Annotated in this window: 17 protein-coding genes and 1 pseudogene; 5 read left to right on the forward strand and 13 right to left on the reverse strand. The window is 73.6% G+C overall.

Going from position 1 to position 23,644, the window contains the following annotated elements:
- Nucleotides 1-23: 23 nt before the first annotated feature.
- The 9 genes from C6376_RS25500 to C6376_RS25540 form a co-directional block, all read right to left on the reverse strand.
- Nucleotides 24-227: a CDGSH iron-sulfur domain-containing protein gene (locus tag C6376_RS25500; protein WP_107445570.1), complete on the reverse strand. Its 204-nt coding sequence runs from the start codon at nt 225-227 to the stop codon at nt 24-26.
- Between the two features lie 103 nt (nt 228-330).
- The gene (locus C6376_RS25505; RefSeq protein ID WP_107445571.1) at nt 331-1,347 is read right to left on the reverse strand and encodes an iron-containing redox enzyme family protein; all 1,017 of its coding nucleotides are present in this window, start codon (nt 1,345-1,347) and stop codon (nt 331-333) included.
- Nucleotides 1,348-1,455: 108 nt separating this feature from the next.
- Complete coding sequence (locus C6376_RS25510) at nt 1,456-1,650, reverse strand: hypothetical protein (protein ID WP_107445572.1); 195 nt, start codon at nt 1,648-1,650, stop codon at nt 1,456-1,458.
- A gap of 32 nt (nt 1,651-1,682) precedes the next feature.
- Nucleotides 1,683-2,687, reverse strand: coding sequence for a hypothetical protein (locus tag C6376_RS25515; RefSeq protein WP_107445573.1), 1,005 nt, complete (start codon nt 2,685-2,687; stop codon nt 1,683-1,685).
- A gap of 172 nt (nt 2,688-2,859) precedes the next feature.
- A complete protein-coding gene (locus C6376_RS25520) occupies nt 2,860-4,362 on the reverse strand; it encodes an MFS transporter (RefSeq protein ID WP_107445574.1) in 1,503 nt (500 codons plus the stop codon).
- Nucleotides 4,363-4,561: 199 nt separating this feature from the next.
- Nucleotides 4,562-7,384: an NHLP bacteriocin export ABC transporter permease/ATPase subunit gene (locus C6376_RS25525; RefSeq protein ID WP_107445575.1), complete on the reverse strand. Its 2,823-nt coding sequence runs from the start codon at nt 7,382-7,384 to the stop codon at nt 4,562-4,564.
- Nucleotide 7,385: 1 nt separating this feature from the next.
- Nucleotides 7,386-9,608 carry an NHLP family bacteriocin export ABC transporter peptidase/permease/ATPase subunit gene (locus C6376_RS25530; protein ID WP_107445576.1) on the reverse strand — a complete coding sequence of 741 codons (2,223 nt, stop codon included), beginning with the start codon at nt 9,606-9,608 and terminating at the stop codon, nt 7,386-7,388.
- A complete protein-coding gene (locus tag C6376_RS25535) occupies nt 9,605-10,411 on the reverse strand; it encodes an HlyD family efflux transporter periplasmic adaptor subunit (RefSeq protein WP_107445577.1) in 807 nt (268 codons plus the stop codon). Before C6376_RS25535 ends, C6376_RS25530 begins: the two co-directional genes overlap by 4 nt.
- A gap of 84 nt (nt 10,412-10,495) precedes the next feature.
- Nucleotides 10,496-10,711, reverse strand: coding sequence for a type A2 lantipeptide (locus C6376_RS25540; RefSeq protein WP_107445578.1), 216 nt, complete (start codon nt 10,709-10,711; stop codon nt 10,496-10,498).
- Between the two features lie 991 nt (nt 10,712-11,702).
- On the opposite strand from C6376_RS25540, the gene C6376_RS25545 reads away from it, so the two are divergent.
- Entirely contained in the window at nt 11,703-13,259 is a 1,557-nt protein-coding gene (locus C6376_RS25545; RefSeq protein ID WP_107445579.1) for a S1 family peptidase, read from the forward strand.
- A gap of 70 nt (nt 13,260-13,329) precedes the next feature.
- On the opposite strand, the gene C6376_RS25550 is transcribed toward C6376_RS25545, so the two are convergent.
- Nucleotides 13,330-15,492, reverse strand: a complete 2,163-nt coding sequence (locus tag C6376_RS25550) for a SpoIIE family protein phosphatase (RefSeq protein ID WP_107445580.1) — start codon at nt 15,490-15,492, stop codon at nt 13,330-13,332.
- Between the two features lie 83 nt (nt 15,493-15,575).
- Nucleotides 15,576-16,142: pseudogene (locus C6376_RS25555) on the reverse strand (lanthionine synthetase C family protein); the annotation flags it as partial.
- 204 nt (nt 16,143-16,346) lie between these two features.
- On the opposite strand from C6376_RS25555, the gene C6376_RS25560 reads away from it, so the two are divergent.
- From C6376_RS25560 to C6376_RS44500, 3 genes are read left to right on the forward strand one after another with little or no spacing between them, the layout of a single operon-like run.
- Nucleotides 16,347-18,695 carry a SpoIIE family protein phosphatase gene (locus C6376_RS25560; protein ID WP_254076041.1) on the forward strand — a complete coding sequence of 783 codons (2,349 nt, stop codon included), beginning with the start codon at nt 16,347-16,349 and terminating at the stop codon, nt 18,693-18,695.
- Nucleotides 18,696-18,745: 50 nt separating this feature from the next.
- A complete protein-coding gene (locus C6376_RS25565) occupies nt 18,746-19,114 on the forward strand; it encodes a DUF6479 family protein (RefSeq protein WP_173985723.1) in 369 nt (122 codons plus the stop codon).
- Nucleotides 19,115-19,159: 45 nt separating this feature from the next.
- Nucleotides 19,160-19,330 carry a hypothetical protein gene (locus tag C6376_RS44500; RefSeq protein ID WP_173985724.1) on the forward strand — a complete coding sequence of 57 codons (171 nt, stop codon included), beginning with the start codon at nt 19,160-19,162 and terminating at the stop codon, nt 19,328-19,330.
- 137 nt (nt 19,331-19,467) lie between these two features.
- Here C6376_RS44500 and C6376_RS25570 read toward each other — a convergent pair whose 3' ends face one another.
- Entirely contained in the window at nt 19,468-21,441 is a 1,974-nt protein-coding gene (locus tag C6376_RS25570; RefSeq protein WP_107445582.1) for a glycosyltransferase, read from the reverse strand.
- A 129-nt stretch (nt 21,442-21,570) separates the two neighbouring features.
- Here C6376_RS25570 and C6376_RS25575 point away from each other — a divergent pair, with 129 nt between their 5' ends.
- Nucleotides 21,571-22,071 (forward strand): metallophosphoesterase, encoded by a 501-nt coding sequence (locus C6376_RS25575; protein WP_107445583.1) that lies wholly within the window; start codon nt 21,571-21,573, stop codon nt 22,069-22,071.
- 248 nt (nt 22,072-22,319) lie between these two features.
- Here the strand turns inward: C6376_RS25575 and C6376_RS25580 are convergent, their stop codons facing one another.
- Complete coding sequence (locus C6376_RS25580) at nt 22,320-23,444, reverse strand: XdhC/CoxI family protein (RefSeq protein WP_107445584.1); 1,125 nt, start codon at nt 23,442-23,444, stop codon at nt 22,320-22,322.
- Between the last annotated feature and the right edge of the window lie 200 nt (nt 23,445-23,644).

Consider the following 23,644-nt stretch of genomic DNA (forward strand, 5'->3'; position numbering starts at 1 on the left):
GGCCCTTCGGACGGCCGGGGCCGTCAGGAACGCTCCCGGTCCCGGTGGCTGGTGTCGCACCAGGGGTAGCGCCGGCTGCGCCGGCAGGTGCACAGGGCGACCCGGAAACGGTCGGAGGAGACGGTCGTGCCGTCCTCCAGTTCCACCTCCACCGGACCTTCGACGAGCAGGGGCCCCCGGCGGCGGACGCTGATCCGGCAGGGCTTGTCGGCGGGGGAGTTCGACACGGGCGACCACCGGTTCCTCGTTCTCGTCGTTTCTCGTGGTTCTCGTCGTCTTCTCTTGACGCCTCTCGTTCTCCTGACTCCCCTCGCCGTGCAGCGGGGCAGGTCAGGAGAGGCGGACGGTCTCCGGCTCGGACAGCGGGATCCGCAGGGAGGATCCGCCCGAGCGCCAGGCGGCCAGCAGCCGATCGCCGAGGCGGTCCTCCAATATCCCGGTCGCGTCGACGCCGAAAGCGATGTCGGCCGCCAGGTGGGGCTCCTCCTCGAGCAGACCGGCGATGACCTCGTGGCGCACGACCTGCTCGTGGACGGCGTCCGCCTCGACGTGCTCGTCGTAGAAGCGCACGGCGGCGGGGCCGGCGTCCGCGTGGCGCATCGCCGCCGCGAGCCGCCGCGAACCGGGGGAGGAGGTGATCTCCACCGCCGCGAAGTGGCCGACGAGCGCTCCCCGCAGGGACCGGTGCAGGCCGAACAGGGACATCATGTTGACCACGGCCAGCGCCTGCGCGCACGCCGCGTCGAGGTAGCGGCCGTAGCCGGTGTCCAGCCCGAGGTCCGCCATCAGGTCCGCGAAGAGCCGGGCGTGCACACGCTCGGGCCGGCCGCCGCCGTACTCGTCGAACTCCACCGCGGCCATGGCCGCCTTGGCCCGGCCCCACAGCCGCGGCAGCACCCACGCGTGCGGGTCCGCCTCCTTGAGGTGGTACAGGGAGCGCTGGGCCGCGTACTCGCGCAGCTGCCAGGCCTCGCCCTCGGCGGCCAGGAAGTGGCTGACGCCCGTGCCCTCGACGGGCTCCACGAGGATCTCCGCCAGCGCCTCGTCGAGGGAGGCGTGGACCGGTGTGTCCGCGCGCAGGGCGGTCAGGAAGCGGTGTTCCAGCGCGGCCCGGACCCCCAGCAGCGCCGGGTCCCACTCGCGGTCCGGGGACACCCCGGCGAAACCGCGGTAGTGCAGTTCATAGCAGAGGTACAGGGCCAGCTGGAGGTCGTCGCCGTACGGGGGCGCGGACACCGCCGCCTCGCTCGCCGGGAGGGGGCCCGCGTCCTCCAGGTACGCGCGGACGGCCGTGGAGACCGGGCCTCGGGGAGCCGGCAGCGGCGGTCCTGCAAGGTCGTGTGCCATGCGGGCCGGGTACCCCGCGGGCGGCGGGACACCCCTCGGCCCGCGGTGCGACGGCAGGGGGTGTCCGGCGGGGATGCCGGCGCCCCTTCCGGCCGCGGCTCGCGGGTTTCAGTCGCCCCGGGACTCCTCCTGGGCGCGCCGGTCGGCGGTGAGCGCGTCGGCGGCCTCCGCCCTGCGCCGGGAGCGCTCGCCCTGCGGGTCGTCGACGCGGGTCTCGGCCTCCTCTATCTCCTGGATGACCTCCTCCAGCGCGGTCCGGGGGCGGTCCTGGCCGGTGTCGGGGCGCTGGTCGTCGTCGGGCACGGTGGCTTCCTTCCGCCGGGTTCGGATCGGTCTCAGTGTTTCGCGAGGCGCAGCGGGACCGGCTCCGGGGGTGCCTGCCCGTCGTCGGTGAGCCGGGTGACCTCCGCCCACCAGGCGGGACCGTCCTCCAGGTGGCGCAGCATCACGCCCTCACGGATCGCCCAGGGGCAGACGGTGAGCGTGGAGAGCCCGGTCAGCTTCATCGCCGTGTGCCCGAGCACCGCGCCGGCCAGGCTCTGCGCGGCGCGCGGCGCGGAGATGCCGGGCAGCCGGGCGCGTTCGGCCGAGGGCAGGGCGGCCAGCGTGTCGATGGCTTTCCGCAGGTCGCCGCGGTGCAGGGTGCGGTCCATGAACGGGCCGTGCCGCCCGGGCGCCGCCCCGCACAGCCGCCCGAGCTGCTGGAAGGTCCGGGAGGTCGCCACCGCCGTACGCGGACCCTCCCAGCGGATCCGGGCGGCCACGTCCCTGAGCTGATGCCGGATCCGGCGGCGTGCCGCGCGTACGAGCTCGGGGGAGGGCGGGTCGTGGTCCGCGAAGAAGTCGTGGGTGAGGCGGGCCGCACCCAACGGCAGTGACACGACGAAGTCCGGCAGCCGGCCCCGCCCGAAGGCCACCTCGAAGGACCCGCCGCCGATGTCCAGCAGGGCGAGCGGTCCGGACCGCCAGCCCATCCAGCGCCGGGCCCCGAGAAACGTCAGTTCCGCCTCCACCTCGCCCGGCAGGGTGGACAGCGCGACGCCGCTGCGCGCCCGGACCGTGCGCAGCACCTCCTGCCGGTTGGGGGCGGCGCGCACCACGGCGGTGGCGAAGGCGAGGGGCCCGGCGGCCCCCCAGCGGTCCGCGGTCCGGGCCGCGGCAAAAACCGCCCGGACGAGCCGTTCCACGGCCTCCTCGGGGATGGGGTCGCCGGGCTTGACCTGCTCGGACAGCCGCAGCCGCCACTTCGCGGTGTGCACCGGCAGCGGAACTCCGCCCGCCGCGTCAGCGACCACGAGCCGTACGGTGTTCGACCCCACGTCCAGAACGCTGATTCTCATGGACCGCGAGTACCCAGGCCCAAACCTCCATGCGCCACCGAGCCGAAACGGAGCATAACGGGAGGCAGGAGGGCGAAGGCGGGTGTGCCGACGGCCCGGACGGCAGCGGGGGCCGCCGTCCGGTGCGGACGGCGGCCCCTCTCCCCGGTGGGCGGCTCCTGCGCCCGGTCCGTCACATGTGGATGACCGGCGCGGCGTCCGCGTCCTGCTCCGGCACTCCGCGGCGGAAGAGAGCGAAGGCGATGACCGCGCCCGCGACGAAGAACCCGGCCGACCACCAGAAGGCCGTGGTGTAGCTCTCGATGGTGGCCTGCGCCTGGACCAGCTTGTCCGCCGGGTTCTTGCCGGCCAGGTAGTCCGTGGCGGCGCTCGCGGCGAGGGTGTTCAGCAGGGCCGTGCCGATCGAGCCGCCCACCTGCTGCATCGCGTTGACGGTGGCCGAGGCCACGCCCGCGTCCTCGGCGGCGACCCCGCCGGTGGCGAGCTGCATGGCGGGCGGCATGACCAGACCGAGGCCCATGCCGGTGACGACCAGCTGCGGCAGGACGGCGCTCGGATAGTGCGAGCCGACGCCGATCCCGGTCAGCCAGGCCATGCCGGCCGCGGCGACGGCGAAGCCCAGCGGGATGACCGTCTTCGGGCCCAGTCGCGGCACCAGGACCGTCGTGCCGAGCTGTGCCGCGACCATGAGCGCGCCGACCATCGGCAGGAAGGCCACGCCCGTCTTCGTCGGGCTGAAGCCGAGGTTCAGCTGCAGGTAGTAGGTGAGGAAGAGGAACACGCCGAACATGCCGGCGCCGGAGACGAGCACGGCGAAGAAGGAGGCCGCGCGGTTGCGGTCGAGCAGGATGCGCAGCGGCAGCAGCGGGTGCGCGGCGCGGGTCTGCCACCAGGTGAAGGCGGCCAGCAGCAGGCCGCCGGCGATCAGGAAGCCCCAGGTCAGCGGGGAGTCCCAGTCGTGTGTCTCCGCGTTGGAGAAGCCGTAGACCAGGGCGAACAGGCCGGCGGCGACCAGGACGGTGCCGGGCACGTCGAGCTTCGAGTTCGCGGCGTCGCGGTGGTTGGCGAGCAGGAGCCAGCCACCCGCGAAGGCGAGGACGGCGATGGCCACGTTGACGTACAGCGTCCAGCGCCAGTCGAGCGCGTCGGTCAGGATGCCGCCGAGCAGCAGGCCCACCGCGCCGCCCGCGCCGGCGATGGCACCGTAGACGCTGAACGCCTTGGCCCGCTCCTTGGCGTCGGTGAACGTGGTGTTGAGCAGGGAGAGCGCCGCCGGGGCGAGGAGCGCGCCGAACGCGCCCTGCAGCGCGCGGGCGGTGACCAGCATCTCGAAGTTGCTGGCGGCGCCGCCGAGCGCCGAGACGGCGGCGAAGCCGACCACGCCGATCAGGAAGGCCGTCTTGCGGCCGAAGAGGTCGGCTATGCGTCCGCCGAGCAGCAGCAGGGAGGCGAACGCCAGGGCGTACGCGGTGACGATCCACTGCCGGCTGCCGTCGGAGAAGCCGAGGTCTGCCTGGGCGGAGGGCAGCGCGATGTTCACGATGGTGGCGTCCAGCACCACCATCAGCTGGGCGAGGGCGACCACCGCCAGGATCCACCACTTCTTGGCGGAGTCCGTGGACGGATTCTGTTCGGCGCCCGCGCGGGCGTCTTCCGTCAGGGTTTTGGAGGACATGGGGAACCACTCCAGGGACGTCGGCAGAGAGCAGATAAACGAAACCGTTTCGTACACGTGGAGGCTAGACCAGATTCTGCGAAACGGCAAAGTTTCGCTAGCGGGCCCCGGAGTCGGAGGTCCGGGGTCTCGGGCGCCGGCCGCCGGTGCCGGGTGGGCGGGGGACGACTACCGCCCGGCCGAGGCGCGTCCGCGGGCTCTACGCCAGCTGTCGTCGCACCAGCTCGTGCAGCCGGCCGCCGGTGTCCGCGAGGAGCTGCGCCGGCGGGCCCTGCTGGGCGATCCTGCCGTTCTCCATCACGACCACCCGGTCGGCGTCCATCACCGTGGAGAGCCGGTGCGCGATGACCACGCGCGTCGCGTTGAGCTTGCGGGTGCTCTCGATGACCGTGCGCTGCGTCTCGTTGTCGAGGGCGCTGGTCGCCTCGTCGAAGAACAGGATGCGCGGCTGCCGGATCAGCGCCTGCGCGATCATCAGCCGCTGACGCTGACCTCCCGAGACGGACCCGCTGCCGGAGACGATCGTGTGCAGACCCATCGGCATACGCCTGATGTCCTCCGCGAGACCCGCCAGCTCCGCGGCCGCCATCGCCTCCTCCGGCGTGTAGGCCCCGGTACCGCAGATGACGTCCAGCAGTGAGCCGGTGAACGGCTGGGCGTGCTGGAGCACCACCCCGCACTGCCGGCGCACCGCCGCCTGGTCCAGCGCCGCCAGGTCCTGGCCGTCGTAGAGCACACTGCCCGACAGGGGGCTGTCGAAGCCGATGAGCAACCGCAACAGGGTCGACTTGCCGCAGCCGCTCGGGCCGACGACCGCCACGAACTCGCCCGGCCGCACCTCGAAGGAGACGTCGTCGAGGACGAGAGGGCCGTCGTCGGAATAGCGGAAGGAGAGCCGGCGGGCCTCGAGCGCGCCGGTCAGCGGGCCGGGACGGGTGCTCGCGGTGCGCACTTCGGGGGTGGCCTCCAGCACCGGCCGGATCTCCTCGAACAACGGCAACGCGGCAACGGACGACACGAACGCGCCGGTCAACGAGGTGACCGAGGTGAGCAGCATCGTCATGGAGGTGTTGAAGGCGAGGAAGTCCGCCGCCGACAGCGCCCCCCGGGCGGGGCCCGCAAGCAGCATGAACATCAGCAGCGAGCACAGCGGCAGGTACACCGAGCCCAGCACCGTGCTGAGGTTCTTGATCCGGCCGAGCCGCTGCTGCAGCTCGCGGCTGCGCGCGAACTGCGCCGCCCAGGCCGCGTACGCGTAGTTCTCGGCCGCCGCCACCCGCAGTTTCGGCAGCCCGCGCAACGTCTGGAACGCCTGGTTGTTCAGCTTGTTGGACAGCACGACGAGCCGCCGCTGCCAGCGCACCTGCCACAGGCCGAGCGCCAGGAACACGGACGCGATCACGACCAGCATGCCGATCGCCGCCAGCGCCATCGGCACGCTGTACCAGAGCAGCAGCCCCAGGTTCATCGCGCCGATCGTGACGGACTGCGCGACCGAGGGGCCGAGCCCCGCCAGCAGCCTGCGGATCGTGCTGACGCCCATCGCGGCACTGGCCAGCTCGCCCGTGGACCGCTCGGCGAAGAACGTCGTCGGGAGTCTGAGCAGCCGGTCCCACACCGCAGGCTGGAGCGTCGCCTCGACCCGGCCCTCCAGCCGCAGGATGGTCAGGTTCTGCAGCAGTGTGAACGCCGCCGCGACCACGCCGGCGACCATCACGGACAGGCACACCTGCGCGATCAGACCCTGCTGGGCCTTCGGCACGTACTCGCCCAGCACCTTGCCGGTGGCGATCGGCACCAGCGCCCCGATCGCCACCGTCACCAACCCGCTGAGCAGCAGGTTCGTCAGGTCGCCGGCGGTGCCCCGCATACAGAACCGCAGCAGGCCGAGCGGGCCGAGCCGCCGCTCCGGCAACGGCCGGTAGAACATGACGGCCCGCGGTTCGAACTCCTGCGCGTTGGCCTTCTCGACCGGCGTCTCCCGTCCGGTCGCCGGATGCACGGCGACATAGCCGCCGCGCCGCCACAGCAACGCGACGGGCGCCCCGGACAGCGCCCGGTGCCCGACCAGCGGCCCCACGTCGTCGCGCCACCACCGGCCGTCGAGGCGGACCGCCCGGGCCCGCACCCGCGAGGCGAGAGCGATCCGCTCGACCGGGTCCAGCCGGTCGCCGTCGGACCCCGTCCGGGCGGGCTCGACGAGAGCGATCCCCGCGGCCCGCGCGACCAGCCGGCAGGCGGCGAAGGTCGCGTCGGCGTCGGCGGCCGTCGCGCGCTGCCCGGACTTCTTGCCGATCGACGCGAGGAGCGTCCGGTCGGCCTGGGCGCGCACCGCCTCGCCGGCCTTGATCCCGGCGGCCGTACGGGTCTCGTGGGTACGTTCCAGCTGCTCGATCCAGCGGTCCAGCGTGGTCAGCAGCCGGTACTGCTGGTCGACCATGGACTGCCACACCGCCGGGTCCATCAGCAGGTCGGCGGCGGCCTCCTCGCCGTACAGCGAGCCGTACTGCACACTGCCCGGCGGGACCTGCATCCAGAACACGTCGTCGTCCTGGACCTCCACCGACCCCTCCGTGGCCATCGGCGCCTGGAAGAGGACCGACAGACCGCGGCCGACGCCGAGGGCGAGCGCGTACTCCAGCGGACTCGAAGTCGGCGGCACGTAACGGGGGTTGCCGTACTCGTCGTACGACCAGGTCCGGGTGTGCGCCGGCTGGTACAGCTCGCGCAGCGCGACACGGTGCACCACGCAGTCCCGCGACGGCCGTGCGACGAGCGTGTGCCGGGGCCCGGCGACCGGACCGAGCAGCAGCGCGCCCGCCTCCAGCCGCCCCAGATGGTGCCAGTGCCCCTGCTGTCCGGCGTCCACCGCGAACAGGTCCAGCGCGCCGGACGCGACCAGCCACAGCACCTGCGGGCCCTCGAGGTCGACGCGGCCCGAGCCGGCGCAGTCGATCCGCGAACCCGTCCGGCCCAGCGCTGCGAGCACGACGTCGAGCTCGCCCTCGGACACGGCAGTCATCTCATCGCTCCCTGACCAGGGCCGCGTACGAGCCGCCGCGCGCCACCAGTTCCTCGTGCCGGCCGCGTTCCACGACCGTGCCGTGCCGGAGCACGACGATCTCGTCGCTGTCGCGCACCGTGCTCAGCCGGTGTGCGATCACCACGCACGCGCAGCCGCGTCGGCGCAGGTTGTCCATCACCGTCTGCTCGGTCTCCGCGTCCAGCGCGCTGGTCACCTCGTCCAGCACGAGGACGCTCGGCCGGCGCACCAGCGCCCGCGCGATCTCGAGGCGCTGCCGCTGCCCGCCGGAGAAGTTGCGCCCGTCCTGCTCCACACCGCTGCGGATGCCGCCGGGCCTGCGCAGGACCACGTCGAGGAGCGCCGCGTCGCGCAGCGCGTCCTCGACGGCGTCGTCGGGGATCGACGGGTCCCACAGCGCCACGTTGTCGCGGACCGACCCCTCGAACAGGAACACCTCCTGGTCGACGAAGGAGACGGAGGAGGCCAGCGCCCCCCGCGGAATGTCCTCCAGCCGCTGCCCGTCGATCCGGATGACGCCCTCCCAGGGCGCGTACAGGCCCGAGATCAGCCGCGACACCGTCGACTTGCCGCTGCCGGAGCCGCCCACCAGCGCGACCTGCTGCCCGGGCCCGACGGTCAGGTCGAAGCCGGTCAGCAGCGGCTTGTCCAGCGGGCTGTAGCCGAACGAGACGTTCTCCAGCTCGACGTGGCCGCGCAGCCGGCGTGTGGAGTCGGCGCCATCGCGACGGTCGTAGAGCGGGTCGGCGCGGAAGTTCTCCACGTCCTTCAGCCGGGCCACGTCGGCGGCGAAGTCCTGGATACGGCCGGCCACGCCGTTGAGCCGGGTCAGCGGCGCGGTGAAGCGGGCGACCAGAGCCTGGAAGGCGACCAGCAGACCCACCGAGACATGGCCCTCGATCGCGCGCGTCCCGCCGATCCACAGGATCAGCGCGCTGTTGAGCGTCGCGAGCGTCGGCGCCACCACGCCCAGCCAGGCGCTCGGCACCCCGAGCCGCTGCTGCTCCTCCAGGGTGGTCGCGTGCTGCCCGGCCCACTTGCGGAAGTAGCCGTCCTCGCCGCCGGTGGCCTTCATCGTCTCGATCAACTGCAGCCCGGTGTAGGCCGTGTTGGTGAGCCGCGCGGTGTCCGCGCGCAGCTTCGCCGTCCGGGTCGCCCGCATCCGCACGACGATCCGCATGGCGACGATGTTCAGCAGCGCCACTCCGACGCCGACGTACGTCAACTGCGGGTCGTAGGTGTAGAGGAGGAAGGCGTACAGGACGACCACCACCGCGTCCACGCCCGCCGACGCCAGGTCGCGGGCCAGGGTCTCGGCGACGGCGTCGTTCGACTGCAGACGCTGGACCAGGTCGGCCGGACTGCGCTGGGAGAAGAAGGTCACCGGCAGCCGCAGCAGATGCCGAAGGAAGCGGGCGCTGGACAGCGTCGAGGAGATGATCCGGCCGTGATGGAGGTTGGCCTGCTGCAGCCAGGTCAGCGCGACCGTGAGCGCCACGCAGGTCCCCATCGACGCGAACAGCACGCCCAGCAAAGAGGTCTGACCCTCGATCAGGAACGTGTCGATCCAGGTCCGGCTCAGCGCCGGTACCGCCGCGCCCACCAGAACCAGCAGCAGGCTCGCCAGCACGGCGGCCGGCAGGGTGCCCGCGGTACCGCGCAGCCGGGCCGGCATGGCGCCCAGCACACCGGGTCTGCGTCCGCCCCGCTCGAAGTCCTCACCCGGCTCCAGCACCAGCACGACACCCGTGAAGCTGCCGTCGAAGTCCTCCATGGGCACGAACCGCCGGCCCTTGCCCGGGTCGTTGACGAACACGCCGCGCCGGCCGAAGCGCCGGCCCAGGCCCTCGTAGACGACGTAGTGGTTGAACTCCCAGAAGAGGATCGCCGGCGTACCGACCCCGGCGAGCGCGGCCAGGTCCATCTGCATGCCCTTGGCCGTCAGTCCGTAACTGCGGGCCGCCTTCAACAGGTTGCTCGCGCGCGAACCGTCGCGGGAGACGCCGCACGCGATGCGCAGCTCCTCCAGCGGGACGTGCCGGCCGTAGTGGGCGAGGACCATGGCGAGGGAGGCGGCCCCGCACTCCACGGCCTCCATCTGCAGCACCGTGGGCGTGCGGACGGTCTTCACCCGGCTCTTGGGGACCGGGCGCCGGGGCGGTGCGGCCCGCCGTCGGCCGCGGGTCTGCCCGGCGGCGGTCACGGGAGCAGCCAGTCGACGGGATGCTGGTCGGCCAGCCGGATCGAGCCCGTGGCCATGGTCATGGAGGCGAGCGCGTACGGCGGTCCGCCCGCGGACGACCACCGGTATCCGCTTTTGGTCGCCGAGGACTTCTCGAGGCGGACCAGGACCGCCACCGGGCGGCCCTCCTCGCTGAACTGCTCGCCCAGTTGGCTGTCGCCCAGGAACGCGGCGATCTGCTGCGCCGACTGGGCCTCGCGGTCCACCGACTTCACCCGGCCGCGCAGCACGCCGTACCGCTGGGACGGCACGGTCTGCACGGTGAGGTCGACGGCCGCGTCCCGCGGGATCGAGGCCGCGCTCTCCGCCGGGACGTACACCGTGGCGTACAGCGGATCGTCGGCGTCGGCGATCTTCTCGACGGCGGCCACGTTCGCGCCGGTGGAGATGATCTGTCCGATCGAGGCGGCGAGCGCGGTGATCCGGCCCGCGGCGACCGTCCGTACCACGGTGACGCCCTCGGTCGTGCGCACCTTCAGCACGGGGGCGTCGGCGGGCAGTCGTTCACCCTCCTTCGCGAGGACGGCGGTGACCTGGCCGGCGGCGGGGCTCTGCAGGAGGTAGCTGCCCTCGCCGTGGGTCAGGACGGCGGGTGCGTCCACGGTGGACGTGACCGACCCGGTCACCGCCCACACGGACGCGGCCGCCAGGACCACCACCGTCACGGACAGCACCAGCCATCCCTGCGGGCGCGCGAAACGCACCGGCAGGTCGAGTTCCTCCGGTGACTGGAGCTTGGCGAGGGCCTGTTGACGGAACTGCACAGGGCTTCCCTGGGGGTCTCGGCGCACCGACGAGTCCCGGAGCCGGGTGACGGCTCCGGGACTCAAAGGGTCACAAGGGCGCGATCAGAGACCGGCGACCAGGTTGGTGACCGGGGCGGTGCTCAGGCCGGTGACGCCCTCGACGGTGCCGACGGCCGTGTCGACCACGGACGAGACCGGGGCGATGCCGTCCACCAGGCCGGTGACGGTGCCGAGGGCGTTCAGGGCCAGACCGCCGGAGACGTTGTCCAGCTCGGCGTCGGAGATCTCGACGGTCTCAACCTGGGGGGTGGAGTTCATGGGGGGACTTCCCTTCACATGGGTATTCATAAGGGGGGAGCGGCCCCCTCTGGGGGACAGACGACGGCCGCGAACGCCGGCGCCGGGCCCCCGTCTGAGGAGACCGCGGCGGCCTGCGGTGCGTTGGACTAAAGCAGGTCCAAGGCTCGGACATCCAATCAATCACCGCTCTCACCTGGGCACTTGCGTCACAGGAGCGTCAAACCGTGCAGGTGCGGCCACGGCTTGGGATCGACTTCTTCACACCTTGGGCAGGCTTCGCTCGGATGAGCGCCCGGCATTCTCGCGGCGAATCCGACACTGCGCACCCAATGGCCCGGCCGGGGCCGCGCGGATGTGCAGAACCCGCCCCGACGGTGCCCCGCTTGGGCATGCGCTGTGCAGATTTCCTGGAGCGGGGATTCCGACGCGCCTCGTCGACGAAGAGTCGCCGGACGACTGCGGAACGTGTGGATCCGGGGGCTTCGGCCAGGGATCGGATTCAGCCACCGGGTACGGATCCGGCCGACATCCCGCAGTGTCTGACGCGCCGTCGGTCACCGGACCGCCTTCACCGCCCGGCCTCCGCCCGGCCTCCCCGAAGGTCGCGGCGCCGCTCGGCGCCCCGGATGCGCGGCGCCCGTGAACGCCCGCCGTCGCGGCGTCCCGGCGTCCGGCGTGAGCGCCGTTGACCAGTGAGGACGCGGAACGGGAGGGTCCCTCTCCGAGGGCGGGGCGCAGGGGCCGGCGTGTGCGCCGAGGGGGCGAAAACCACTCGAAAGGATCTTGTCGGCTTCGGCGGTCGTCATCGCGATATGGGTGACTGCTCTGCGGCCGGCGGAGTCGGCCGCGGGTCACGGTCGATTCAGCGTTTCGCAAAGGAAGTTGGCAATCGCGATTGAACGCGCCGCGTGCCGCCTGCGTACCCATGGCCAACCAGGCGCCGCTGTACGGATGTACGGAGCTGCCGACACCGGCAGTCAGACCCCGTCCCCCCAGGAGGTCGAGTTTTTTGAGTCACAAGCGAGTTACGAAGCGCAAGGCCATCATCGCGGCAGGCGGTGTGGCGGCCCTCGGAGCGGCGGCCATCCTGCTTCCCCAGGCCAACGCCTCCCAGGACAACGGCGCCAACGGAGCCGCCTCGGTGAAGACCCTGAAGTCGGGCGACGCCTCGAACCTCGCGTCCCAGCTCGAGAAGCTGCTCGGTGACGCCTTCGCCGGCTCGTACTACGACGACGCCGCCAAGCAGCTGGTCGTCAACGTCACGAACGTCTCCGGCGACAAGAACAACGTCGTCGTGCAGGCCGAGCGGGCGGGTGCCAAGGTCCGCGAGGTGGAGAACAGCAAGGCCGAACTCGAGGCGGCGGCGAAGACGCTGAAGACGAAGGCGACCGTCCCGGGCACCTCCTGGGCCGTCGACCCGAGGACGAACAAGATCCTCGTCACCGCCGACTCCACGGTCACCGGCCGCAAGTGGGACCGCGTCGACTCGACGGTGAAGTCCCTCGGCGCGAGCATGGCGACCATCAGGAAGTCGGCCGGCACCCTCAAGCCGCTCGTGTCCGGCGGGGACGCGATATTCGGCGGCGGAGCGCGCTGCTCCCTCGGCTTCAACGTGACGGCGGGCGACGGCTCCCCGGCGTTCCTGACGGCAGGTCACTGCGGTGTCGCGGCCAAGCAGTGGTCCGACTCCGAGAACGGCCAGCCGATCGCCACTGTCGACAAGGCGACCTTCCCCGGCGACGGTGACTTCGCGCTTGTGAAGTACGACGACGCGAACACCCAGGCGCCCAGCGAGGTCAACACCGGTCAGCAGAAGGTCGCGATCAGCCAGGCTGCCGAGGCGACCGTCGGCACGCAGGTCTTCCGCATGGGCAGCACCACCGGCCTCAAGGACGGTCAGGTGCTCGGCCTCGACGCCACGGTGAACTACCCCGAGGGCACGGTCACCGGCCTCATCCAGACCGACGTCTGTGCCGAGCCCGGCGACAGCGGCGGCTCGCTCTTCACCCAGGACGGCCAGGCGATCGGTCTGACGTCCGGCGGCAGCGGTGACTGCAGGGTCGGCGGCGAGACCTTCTTCCAGCCGGTGACCACCGCCCTGGCGGCGGTCGGCGCGACGCTCGGCGACGCCGGTGCAGGTGCAGGTGCAGGTGCAGGTGACGCCGGCGGTGGCCAGGCGGGCGCGGGTGCGGTCGACGCCAACGGTGACGGCATCGACGACAACACCGGTGAGGCCATCCAGGGCGGTGGCCAGGCGGGCGCGGGCGCGGTCGACGCCAACGGTGACGGCATCGACGACAACACCGGCGAGGCCATCCAGGGTGGCGGCCAGGCGGGCGCGGGCGCGGTCGACGCCAACGGTGACGGCATCGACGACAACACCGGCGAGGCGATCCAGGGCGGCGGCGACGCGGCGGCCGACGGCGGCGCGAACCAGAACGGCGGCGCGAACCAGAACGGCGGCGACCAGAACCAGAACGGCGGCAAGCAGGACGGCCGTCAGGGCAAGGACCAGAACCAGAACCAGAACGGCCAGGACGGCTCGGGTGTGAACGAATCGCACTGACCCAGCGGCATCCGAACGGTCCGGTCCTCCAGCGAGGGCCGGACCGTCCGCGTCCCCCCGGTGATGCACCTCAGCCGCGCCCTCTGCCACCTTCTCGGGCCCGCAGCAGCAGCAGGGCCACGTCGTCGATACGGTCCTCGGTCTCCGCGTAGCGCCCCACCAGTTCGTCGGCCAGCTTCTCCAGCGGACGGTCCCCGTGTTCGGCGAGCCGCCGCCCCAGCTCGGCCACCGCCTCCTCGATGTCCACACCGGGCTTCTCGACGAGCCCGTCCGTGTAGAGGGCGAGAACACAGCCGGGGGAGAGCTCCACCTCCGTCGTCGGGTACGTCGCCGAGGCGTCGATGCCCAGCAGCGGCCCGCCCGCGAGGTCAAGGACCCGGACACGCCCGTCCGCCCGGCGCAGCAGCGGCGGGGGATGACCGGCCCGGGCCATCACCGCCCGGCCGCCGGCCGGGTCGAGCCGCAGGTACAGACAGCTCGCGAGCAGGTCGGAGCCCAGGTCGATCAGCAGCCGGTTGGTGCTGCGCATGACCTCGGCCGGCTCCTGGCCCACCGTCGTGTAGGCGCGGACGGCGGTGCGGAGCTGGCCCATCAGACCGGCCGCCGTCACGTTGTGTCCCTGCACGTCGCCGATCACGGCCGCCGCGAGCGGCGGCGAGGGCACCAGGTCGTAGAAGTCCCCGCCGATCTCCATGCCCCGTGTGGCGGGCAGATAGCGGGCGGTCGCCTCGATGCCGGCCAGCCGCGGCAGTGAGGGCGGCAACAGCGCCGCCTGCAGTCCGTGCGCCAGCCGGTGCTTGGTGTCGTACAGCAGGGCACGGTCGAGGGCCTGCGCGATCAGTCCGGCCAGGCTGGTGAGCACCGCGCGCTCGTGCGTGGAGAACGGGTGCGGCTCGGCGTAGGCCAGCGCACAGACGCCCACCGGGCGGCCGGAGGCGATCAACGGCAGGTAGGCCCAGGAGCCGAAGCCGTCGGGGGCGTCGGGACCGGCCGGGTACAGGCGCTGCAACTGCTGCGGGGAGTCGAAGAAGGCCGGCACCCCGTGGGACACGGCGCGCGCGCCCGGCGTCGGGGCGGTCAGCGACATCCCGTCGAACTGTTCCACCGTGGTCGGGTCGGGATATCCCTGGTGCCCGAGCACACGCAGCCGGCCGGCCCGCGCGCCGAGCAGCGCCAGGGCCCGGCTGCCCACCGCCGGCGCGATCTCGTCCGCCACCATCCCCACCACGTCCTGCACGCTCACCGTCTCGGTGAGCGCCCCGGCCAGGCTCAGCGCCTGCGACATCGACACCAGCCGGGTCGGCGCGTCCCCGGAGCGGGCCTCGGCCGGGCCCATCTGCGACACGGACCGGGCGCGGCTGATCCGCACGCTGATGCCGGTGGTGCTCGGGTACAGCCGGAACGACAGCCACTCGGAGGGCGGGCGCAGCGCGACGAAGGAGGTGGCGTCCTGACCGAGCAGCGCGGCCCGGTAGCGCTCCTCGTACAGGGGATCGTTGAGCCACGGCACGGCCGCCCACAACTGTGAGCCCAGCAGCCCGCTCACCGGCACACCGAGCATCTCGGCCGCGGCGCCGTTCGCGAACCCCACCCGCCCCCTCAGATCCAGCGAGCACATCCCGTACGGCAGCCGGGCCACCATCCGCGCCGCCTCCACGGTGCCCAGCGTGTCGGAGACGCCGCCCACCGGGCCGGAGTCCAGCACGTCGGCCTCGGGCCGTACCGTGCGGTTCTGCGCCGCCGCGCGCTCCAGCCGCAGGGCGAGCCGCTCGCAGGCCGACGTCAGCTCCCGCCGCTCCCGCTCGGACAGCTCCGGCGGGTGGGAACCGGGCCAGGTGACGAAGACCGCGCCGTACGCCCGGGTCCCGGTGGCCACGGGCAGCGCGGCCAGGGCGAAGGGATACGGCAGGACGACCGCGATGCGCGGATACCGCCGGGCCATCTCCTCCTCCCCGCCCACCCACACCAGCCGGCGTTCGCGCACCGCTTCGGCGACCGGGATCGGCGCGCTCAGCCCCACGCGTTCCCAGGGCGCGGCGAAGGACCGGGGCAGCCCCGCCATCACCGCCATCTCCAGGACCGTCCCGTCGCCGGGACGCAGGTACACGGCGCCGGAGTGCGCGCCGACGGCGTCCATCATCGAGGTCAGCGCGAGGGAGAGCAGCGGCTGCCCGACCGGCGCCCATACAGTCGCCGGGGCCTGGCCGGACGTCTGCTCGGGCACGGCGACCACCTCCTCGCCCCGGTGCCGCGCGGGTGTCCGGCTCCAAATCTGCCCTGTGCCGGCCCGACGCGCACGGCGAACGGCCCCGCCGGGAGCCGCCGTCCCTGGTGCCCGGGAAAGGCGAGCCGGCCCTGGTAGGGCATCGCGAGCCAGCCCAGCGCGGCGATCTGCTCGTCGAGCCGAGCCCGGGTCGCGCCGGGTTCGGTGGTGCGGGCGAGGTACAGGATCATGCCGGCGCGGCCCTGGAAGAGACCGGGCTGCGCGTAGAAGCGGGAGGCGGCCGCGGTGCGGATGCCGGCCCGGGCCCGCGCGAACTCCGCGCCGGCGTCCGGGACATGGGACACGAGGTCGTCGAGCACCATGCCCACCCCCGCGCTGCCGTCGCCCAGGTGGGGCAGGGTGCGCCACCCCTCGTCGACCTCCACCGCGCCTGACTCGCGCTCCGCGCAGCACGCCAGGTCCCGGCGCAGCGCGGCGCCCGCCGCCAGCTGCTCCCGGTCGCCGCTGCCCTCGTACTGGCGGAGCAGGAACAGGGCGGCCCCGCTCGCGCCCCGCAGCAGTCCGGCCCGACGCCGCCCGGCCGTGTCCGGCACCGGTTCGGCGAGCCGCCGTACGACGATGTCGGCGGCCTCGGCCGCCCGCTCGCGCAGTTCCGGCTGTCTGTTTCGAGCGCAGCCGGGCGCGCGGCCCTCGCGATGCCCCCGGCGGGGTCCGCCAAACGGTTCCAGGGGCTGCGCCCGGGCCGCATTAGCGCTGTAATTGCGGACGTGGTCAGTGAGGGTGCCGCGGAACGCAGAAAGGGACCTCTGGGTGTCGAGACGGCTCTCCATGCGGTCACCGCCGACCCCGTCTCACCCCACCGTGTGCGCCGCACCCTCGAACAGGCGCTCGTGTTCGCCGGTGCGGCGCTCGCCGCCGTCTACACGCCCGCGCCGGAGGCCGGCCTGCTGTGCCTGGCCGAGTCGGCGGGCGTGCCGAGGACCCTGTACGGACTGCGCGAGAGCTATCCCCTCGACGGCGGCTCGCCGGCCGCCGACGCCCACCGCACCGGGCGGCCGGTGTGGCTCGGCCCGCACGAGGTCGCCGAGTGCGCGGACGCCCGGCGGATGCCCGCCCGCGACGTCCATCTGGCCGCACTGCCCGTCCGTGACGGCGCGGGCGGCTGTCTGCTCGCCGTCAGCGAGCGCCCCGGTGGATTCGACGCCCAGGACCGCGCCTGCCTGGAACTCGTCGCCGACGCCGTCGCCCTGCCCGCCCCGACCGCCCGGGCCGAGGGCGACAAGCTCCTCGCGGGCGGCTTCAGCCTGGCCATGGACACCGGGCGGGTCGAGGTGGGCGACGCGATCCTGGAGCTGTTCGCGATGGACCGGGCCGCGTTCGACGGCCGGGTGGAGACCCTGCTCGGGCTCACCGTCCCCGAGGACCTGCCCTCGCTGATGTCCGTCGTCGAGGCCGACCACATGTCGATCGGCGACCGCGAGCTGGAGTTCCGGGTGCTGCAGCCCGCCGGGCCGCCGAAGTGGCTCAGACTGAACGGCCGCCTGGTGCCCGGCGGCGACGGACGCCCCGCCCGGCTGGAGGGCACCGTCGCCGACGCCTCCACGCTGCGCGCCGAGATCACCGACGTCGCCCGTGTCCAGCGCCTGGCCGCCGCGCTCGCCACCGCCGGCACGGTCCGCGACGTCAGCCAGGCCGTCGTCGCCGCCTTGCGCAAGCCGCTGCGTGCCGACCGGATCGCCCTCGCCGAGCTGGAGAACGAGCGGCTCGTGGTCACCGTCCTCGACCCGCCCGAGCCCGACTCCTGGCCCGAGCTGTGGCAGCTGGAGTGGCGCGGTGAATGGCCCGACGCGCCCGTGCGCGCCATGCCCACGCTCGCCGCCGCGCTGCGCGAGGGCCGGGCCCGGATCTGGCCCGCCGGCACCGCCCTGGAACCGGCGCTCGCCGAGGTCGGCCCCGGCGGCCTCGCCGTCCTGCCGCTGTCCGCCGGCGGCCGGATGGCCGGCGCCTGCCTCATCGGCTGGGACGCGCCGCACGACTTCGGCCCCGACGAGCGCGCCCTGCTCACCGCCTCCGCCGGCCTCGCCGGACAGGCCCTGATGCGCGCCCACGCCTTCGACGCCGAACACGAACTCGTCGGCATGCTCCAGCGCCAGCTGCTTCCGCGCCGGCTGCCCGACCTCCCCGGCGGGTTCGCGGTCGCGCGCTACCTCCCCGCCACCGCGGGCCTGGAGGTCGGCGGCGACTGGTACGACGTGATCCGGATGCCCGACCACCACGTCGCCCTCGTCATCGGCGACGTCCAGGGCCACAGCGCCGCAGCCGCCACCCTCATGGGGCAGATGCGCACGGCCCTGCGTGCCTACGCGGCCGAGGGCCACCCGCCGGACGTGGTCGTTTCGCACGCCAACCGGCTGTTGTTGGAGCTGGAGACCGACCTCTTCGTCACCTGCTGCTATGTCGACGTCGACATGGAGGACGGCACCGCCTGGTGCGTACGGGCCGGGCATCCGCCGCCCGTCCTGCGTCACCCGGACGGCTCGGCCGAGGTCGCCGGGACGGACGGCGGCCCACCCCTCGGCATCCTGACGCAGGCCGAGTTCCCGATGGCCCCGCTGCGGCTGACGCCGGGCGCCGTCATCGCCCTCACCACGGACGGCCTCGTGGAGTCCGCCGACCTCGACATCGGGACCGGTCTGGACCGCCTCGCCGGCGAACTCTCCGGCGCCGACCCCGCCCAGCTCGGCGCCGTCGCCGACGCGCTGCTCGGCGGCGCACACCGCGGCGACGACGTCGCCCTGCTCCTGCTGCGCTACGACGGCATGGCGGTCAAACCCCGGCGCGAGGGCTGGACGGTGTGGCGGGTGCCCGAGGCGGCCCGGCACGCCCGCCGCTTCACCCGGCGCAGCCTGCGGGGCTGGGGCGTGGCCGACACCGCCATGGACGCGGCCCTGCTCGTCGTCTCCGAGCTCGTCACCAACGCTCTGGTGCACACCGGCGGGCCGGTCCGCCTCGACTTCACCCTCATCGACCGCCGGCTCCGCGTCGCCGTCACCGACGCCTCGCCCCGCACGCCGGTCAAACCGACCGACCCCGGCTGGGAGGCCACCGGCGGGCGCGGCATCCTCCTGGTGGAGGCCGTCTCCGACAGCTGGGGGACGGTGCCGGTCAGCGGCGGCAAACAGGTCTGGAGCGAGCTGCTGCTGCGGTTCTGAACGGCCGTACGCCCACGTGTCCCGGGCGGTGGACCGGGTACCCGCCGCACATGGACACCTTCGCCTCCGCATACCTCGCGGCATCCGGAAGGTCCGCACTGGCCTCCGTAGCGTTCGTCGTCGTCGGTCTCGTCCTGGTCGGCGGGCTGATCTTCGCCTTCCGGCTCGGGTTCAAGATCCGCCGCCGGGAGCCGGCGCCTCCGCAGCCGCACGAACAGCCCCGGATGCCCGCGTCGGGCCCGACCCACGAGAGCCGTTCGCGTGAACCCAACGAGATGCCCCGTGCGGCCGACGGCGAGCGCCTCACCCCGCACGAGCTGCGGCCCACCGGCAGCCGGGACAGCTCCGACGCCGTCGGCCCCCGCCGGGACCGGGGTACGGGCGGCTCGTTCGGCAGCGGCGGCCCGGGTGCCCGCTGACCCGCGCCTCAAGTGCATCGTGACCGAGAAAGGTGATGAATTGTCGTGACCTCGCAGCTCGAGGACAAACCCGTGATCCGTCGGCCCGAGACGGGCTGGGCCAGGGCGCGCCGCACACGCCGCGGCTCCGCCGCACCGCGCACCTGCCTGCCGGCGGTGGCCGCGCCCGGGACGCAGTCCGGGCCGGAGGGCAACATCGTCAGGGGCGACGACTGACCGCCCCTCGCGCACGACCCGGAGCGCCGCCCACGGCGTTCCCCGACCCGCGCCACGCCCACCGGTGAACCACGCCCTCGCTTCCCGTCCCGCCCTCCGGCAGGGCCCGCGGCCCGCGCGGTGACCCGCGCCGACGCCTACCGGCGTCGTCGACGCGTCGGCCCCGTCGTCACGCGTGTGCCCGCGGTGAGCCGGCCGAGCGCCCGGTACGCCACCCGTCGCACCCGGCGGGCGGTACGGCGTATGCCGCCCGGCTGCGGCGCCGGCACCACGAGGACGCCGTCCGGGTCGACGTGCAGCGCGAAGGGCAGCGGATGGAAACGCGCCCCCTCCGTGTCCGGCGTGAGGCACACCGTCGTGAGCCAGGTCCGGTCCGCCAGGTCGCCCACCGGCAGGACGGCGTCCAGCCGGCCGCCCGGGGCGAGCGTCCCGAAGATCTCGTGGGAGTTCCCCGACTTCGCCCCCGTCAGCCGCAGCAGCACCGGCGCGGCCTCGGGCACGTGCAGCGGCAGGAGCACATGGAACCGCTCCCCATGATCCCCGGCGAGGGTGACGTCGCCCGCCGCCACCCGGCCCAGGCCCAGCCGCTCACTCGCGTGACCGACGTCCAGTGCGAGGCCGGCGTGCCGGTCGGTCCAGTAGGGCAGCACCACCCGGTCCGCGACGACGGCGGCGGGCGGGGCCGGCCGGCCGTGGCGGGGCGCCGGTCCCAGCCGCAGCTCCTTCGTCCAGCCGCCGAGGCCCACCCTCACCCACACGTCCCACAGGCCCTCGCGGGGCGGGCTGCCGCTGACCGCGGTGACGGGGTCGACGACGGCCGTGCCCTGCAGCACCAGACGCACCCCGTTGCCGTCGGCCGCCGCCATCCGCTCCCGGTCCGTGCGCACCGGCTGGAAGTACTGCGCCGCGCCGGCCCGCTCCCGCAGCAACAGATCGGGCGAGGCCCGGTCGAAGCGTTCCGCGGTGTCCAGGCCGAGCCAGCGCACCGCCTCGGCGACGTCCCGCGGCGGCCACTGCGCACGCTCCGCGGCGGCCGGGAAGACCATCGGCCGGCCCTCGTGCGTCAGCTCCGCCGCGAAGACGATCCGCAGCAGCCCGCCCCGCCACTCGACGCCCCGCGGCTCGACGGCGAGCCCGACGCCCGCCTCCCACCGCGCGAACGCGACGACGTCGTCGTAACGCCCGTCGGCGGCCAGCGCCGCGACGACCCGCTGGGTGGGCTGCAGCGGAGCCGCCACGCCCGGCCCGAACCGCTCCACGACGACCGCGTGGATCTCCTCGAACAGCTCCTTGCGGTAGTCCTCGGGCAGGTTCAGGAAGCGCCGGCCACGCAGCCGCTCGACCATCTCCACCCGCAGCCACCGCCGGAACAGCCGGTCGCGCAGGGCGCCCGGCTCGGTGTACCGCTCGACGACGTCGAGGGCTTCGCGGAGGTTCTTGAAGTAGCACACCGGGTCGAACCGCCGGAAGCTCACGTTCGCGGCGTCGTCGCGCCGCACGTGGTAGTAGCAGACGTAGTCGCCGAGCACGGCGACGTTGTCCGCACGCAGATAGGCCTCGGTGACGAAGACGTGGTCCTCGAGGCGGCGTCGCCCCTCCGGGAAGCGCAGGCCGGTGCGCTCGAGGAAGGCCCGGCGGATCATCTTGTGCGGGGTGAGACTGTCGATGAGCGGCGCGTTCTCGACGGTGGCCCGCGGGCGGTTCGTGCGGAACAGTTCCACCGGCACCGCGCGCCCCCGGCCGGCCATCTTGCCCACGACGACGTCCGCGTCGTTCGCGACGCCGTAGTCGTACATCCGCTCCAGGGCTTCCGCGCCGAGGTGGTCGTCGGCGTCCACGAACATCACGTACTCGCCCCGGGCGGCGTCGATGCCGACGTTGCGCGGCTTGCCGGGCCAGCCGGAGTTCTCCTGGTGGACGACGCGGACCCGGGGGTCCTTCGCGGCGAGGGCGTCGAGGAGCGCAGGGGTGGCGTCCGTGCAGCCGTCGTCGACGAAGACGATCTCGTAGGCCTCCGGCGGGAGCGACTGCCCGAGCAGCGAGGCGATGCAGTCCTCGATGTAGCGGCCGGGGTTGTAGACCGGGACGATGACGCTGACCTTGACCGGCATCGGGCTTCTGGCTCCCTCGTCGGATCGCCTGCCGTGCGGACGGCGGGTGCGTGCAGCCCGATGCTAACCCGGCACCCGGCGCCCCACCTGTCCTGATTCGTCCTGATCCGGATTTTGTAGTCTGACGCCGTGCGCCTCCTGCTGATGTCCGACACCCACCTGCCCAAGCGCGCCAAGGCGCTTCCCGCCCCGCTGCTCGACGAGATCCCGGACGCGGACCTCGTCGTCCACGCGGGGGACTGGGTCGACGCGGCCACGCTCGACCTGCTGGAGGACCGCAGCCGTCGGCTGCTCGCCGTCCACGGCAACAACGACGGGCCCGAGCTGCGCGCCCGGCTGCCCGAGATCGCCCGCGCGGAACTCGGCAGACTGCGGTTCGGCGTGATCCACGAGACGGGTCCGGCCCAGGGCCGGGAGGCCCGGTGCGCGGCCCGCTTCCCCGACCTGGACGTCCTGGTCTTCGGACACAGCCATATTCCCTGGGACACCACGGCCCCCGGCGGCCTGCGTCTGCTCAACCCGGGCTCCCCGACGGACCGCCGCCGCCGGCCCTACTGCACGTACCTGACGGCCACCGCCGACGGGGGCCGGCTCACGGACGTCGTCCTGCACCGGCTGCCGCCGCGCTGAGCGCACTCGCGCGGCCGGAGAGGGAGCGGGGGAGGCGGTGTCACGACGGACGAACCGGGCCGCTTCCGGCCGATGCGGTCGGAGGCGGCCCGGAACTTGCGAGTGTGCGTTGCGTCAACGGGCCTCCTTCCACCGTGAGACGACGGAGGGACATGCATGCGTGTCCGTTCTGGGCGCGTACCCCGTTGCGTGCCTCGCTACACACCGCCGGTCCGGTGAATTCCGGGACGCGTCCCGACGGGGCGGTGCTACCGGGCGGGCCGGGCCCGACCGCCCGCCGGGGGGTGGACGGCGCCGGTGGTCGCCGTCAGCGGGGCGCCGCTGCCGCCCCACCGCAGCGCGACGATCTCGGCCGCCACCGACACGGCGACCTCTTCGGGCGTACGGGCTCCCAGATCCAGCCCCACCGGCGAGCGCAGCCGCGCCAGCTCGGCGTCGGTGACCCCGGCCTCCAGCAGGAGCGCACGGCGTTCGTCGTGGGTGCGCCGGCTGCCCATCGCCCCGATGTACGCGGCCGGCCGGCGCAGGGCGGCCGCCAGCAGCGGCACGTCGAACTTCGGGTCGTGGGTCAGCACGCAGATCACCGTGCGGTCGTCCGTGCCCGTGCCGTCCAGGTAGCGGTGCGGCCAGTCCACGACCACCTCGACGCCCGCCGGGAAGCGTTCCGGCGTGGCGAACGCCGGCCGGGCGTCGCAGACGGTGACCCGGTAGCCGAGGAAGTCGCCGATGCGGGCCACGGCGGCCGCGTGGTCGATCGCGCCGAACACCAGCATGCGCGGCGGCGGGGCGAAGGACTGCAGGAACACCGGGACGTCGTCCTCCCGCCGCCGGCCGTGCGGTCCGTAGTGGCGCAGTCCGGTGGCGCCCGACGCCAGTTCTCCGCGCGCGTCGGAGGTGACGGCCGCGTCCAGTCCCGCGGAGCCCAGGGTGCCGGCGGTCCGGTCCGGCCAGACGGCGAGCACGGCCCCGTGGGGGGCGAGGCCGTCGATGACCGTGGCCACGATCACCGGTTCGCCCGCGGCGACCGACCGGGCGACCGCCCCGAACGAGGGGTCGAGGTCCCGCGTCACCGCACGCACCAGCACGGTGAGCTCGCCGCCGCAGGTCAACCCGACGGCGAAGGCGTCGTCGTCGCCGTATCCGAAGGTCGCCCGCCGGGCCGTCGCGTCGGCCAGGACCTCCTGGGCCAGCTCGCACACCGCGCCCTCCACACAGCCCCCGGACACACTGCCCACGACCGCGCCGCCCGGGCCCACCGCCATGGCGGCGCCCGGAGCGCGCGGCGCGCTGCCGCGGACGGCGACCACGGTGGCGAGCCCGAACGGCTCACCGGCCGCGTACCACCCGTTCAGCACCGGCAGAATCTCACGCACGATTGCACGGTAATCCGTCGCCGCCCCGCCCGCCGTTCGGCCGGCCGACCGCCGGGAGGGCGACGACGCATCCCCGGCGCGCCCCGAGTGCCTCCGCACGGACGGCAAACCGCCGAACCGCCGGGAGTACCTGGTGCTCATGACCGGCCGGGTGGCCAACTGGACTGACTGTGCAGGAACTTACTCATGGGTCAGTAGGT

It is taken from the genome of Streptomyces sp. P3 (assembly GCF_003032475.1).
Taxonomy (GTDB): Bacteria; Actinomycetota; Actinomycetes; order Streptomycetales; family Streptomycetaceae; genus Streptomyces.

What these genes read in the sequence shown, in the direction of transcription:
- C6376_RS25505 (WP_107445571.1), bottom strand. Translation starts at nt 1,347, where the DNA reads ATGGCACACGACCTTGCAGGACCGCCGCTGCCGGCTCCCCGAGGCCCG.
- C6376_RS25515 (WP_107445573.1), bottom strand. Translation starts at nt 2,687, where the DNA reads ATGAGAATCAGCGTTCTGGACGTGGGGTCGAACACCGTACGGCTCGTG.
- C6376_RS25520 (WP_107445574.1), bottom strand. Translation starts at nt 4,362, where the DNA reads ATGTCCTCCAAAACCCTGACGGAAGACGCCCGCGCGGGCGCCGAACAG.
- C6376_RS25525 (WP_107445575.1), bottom strand. Translation starts at nt 7,384, where the DNA reads ATGACTGCCGTGTCCGAGGGCGAGCTCGACGTCGTGCTCGCAGCGCTG.
- C6376_RS25540 (WP_107445578.1), bottom strand. Translation starts at nt 10,711, where the DNA reads ATGAACTCCACCCCCCAGGTTGAGACCGTCGAGATCTCCGACGCCGAG.
- C6376_RS25565 (WP_173985723.1), top strand. Translation starts at nt 18,746, where the DNA reads ATGGACACCTTCGCCTCCGCATACCTCGCGGCATCCGGAAGGTCCGCA.
- C6376_RS25570 (WP_107445582.1), bottom strand. Translation starts at nt 21,441, where the DNA reads ATGCCGGTCAAGGTCAGCGTCATCGTCCCGGTCTACAACCCCGGCCGC.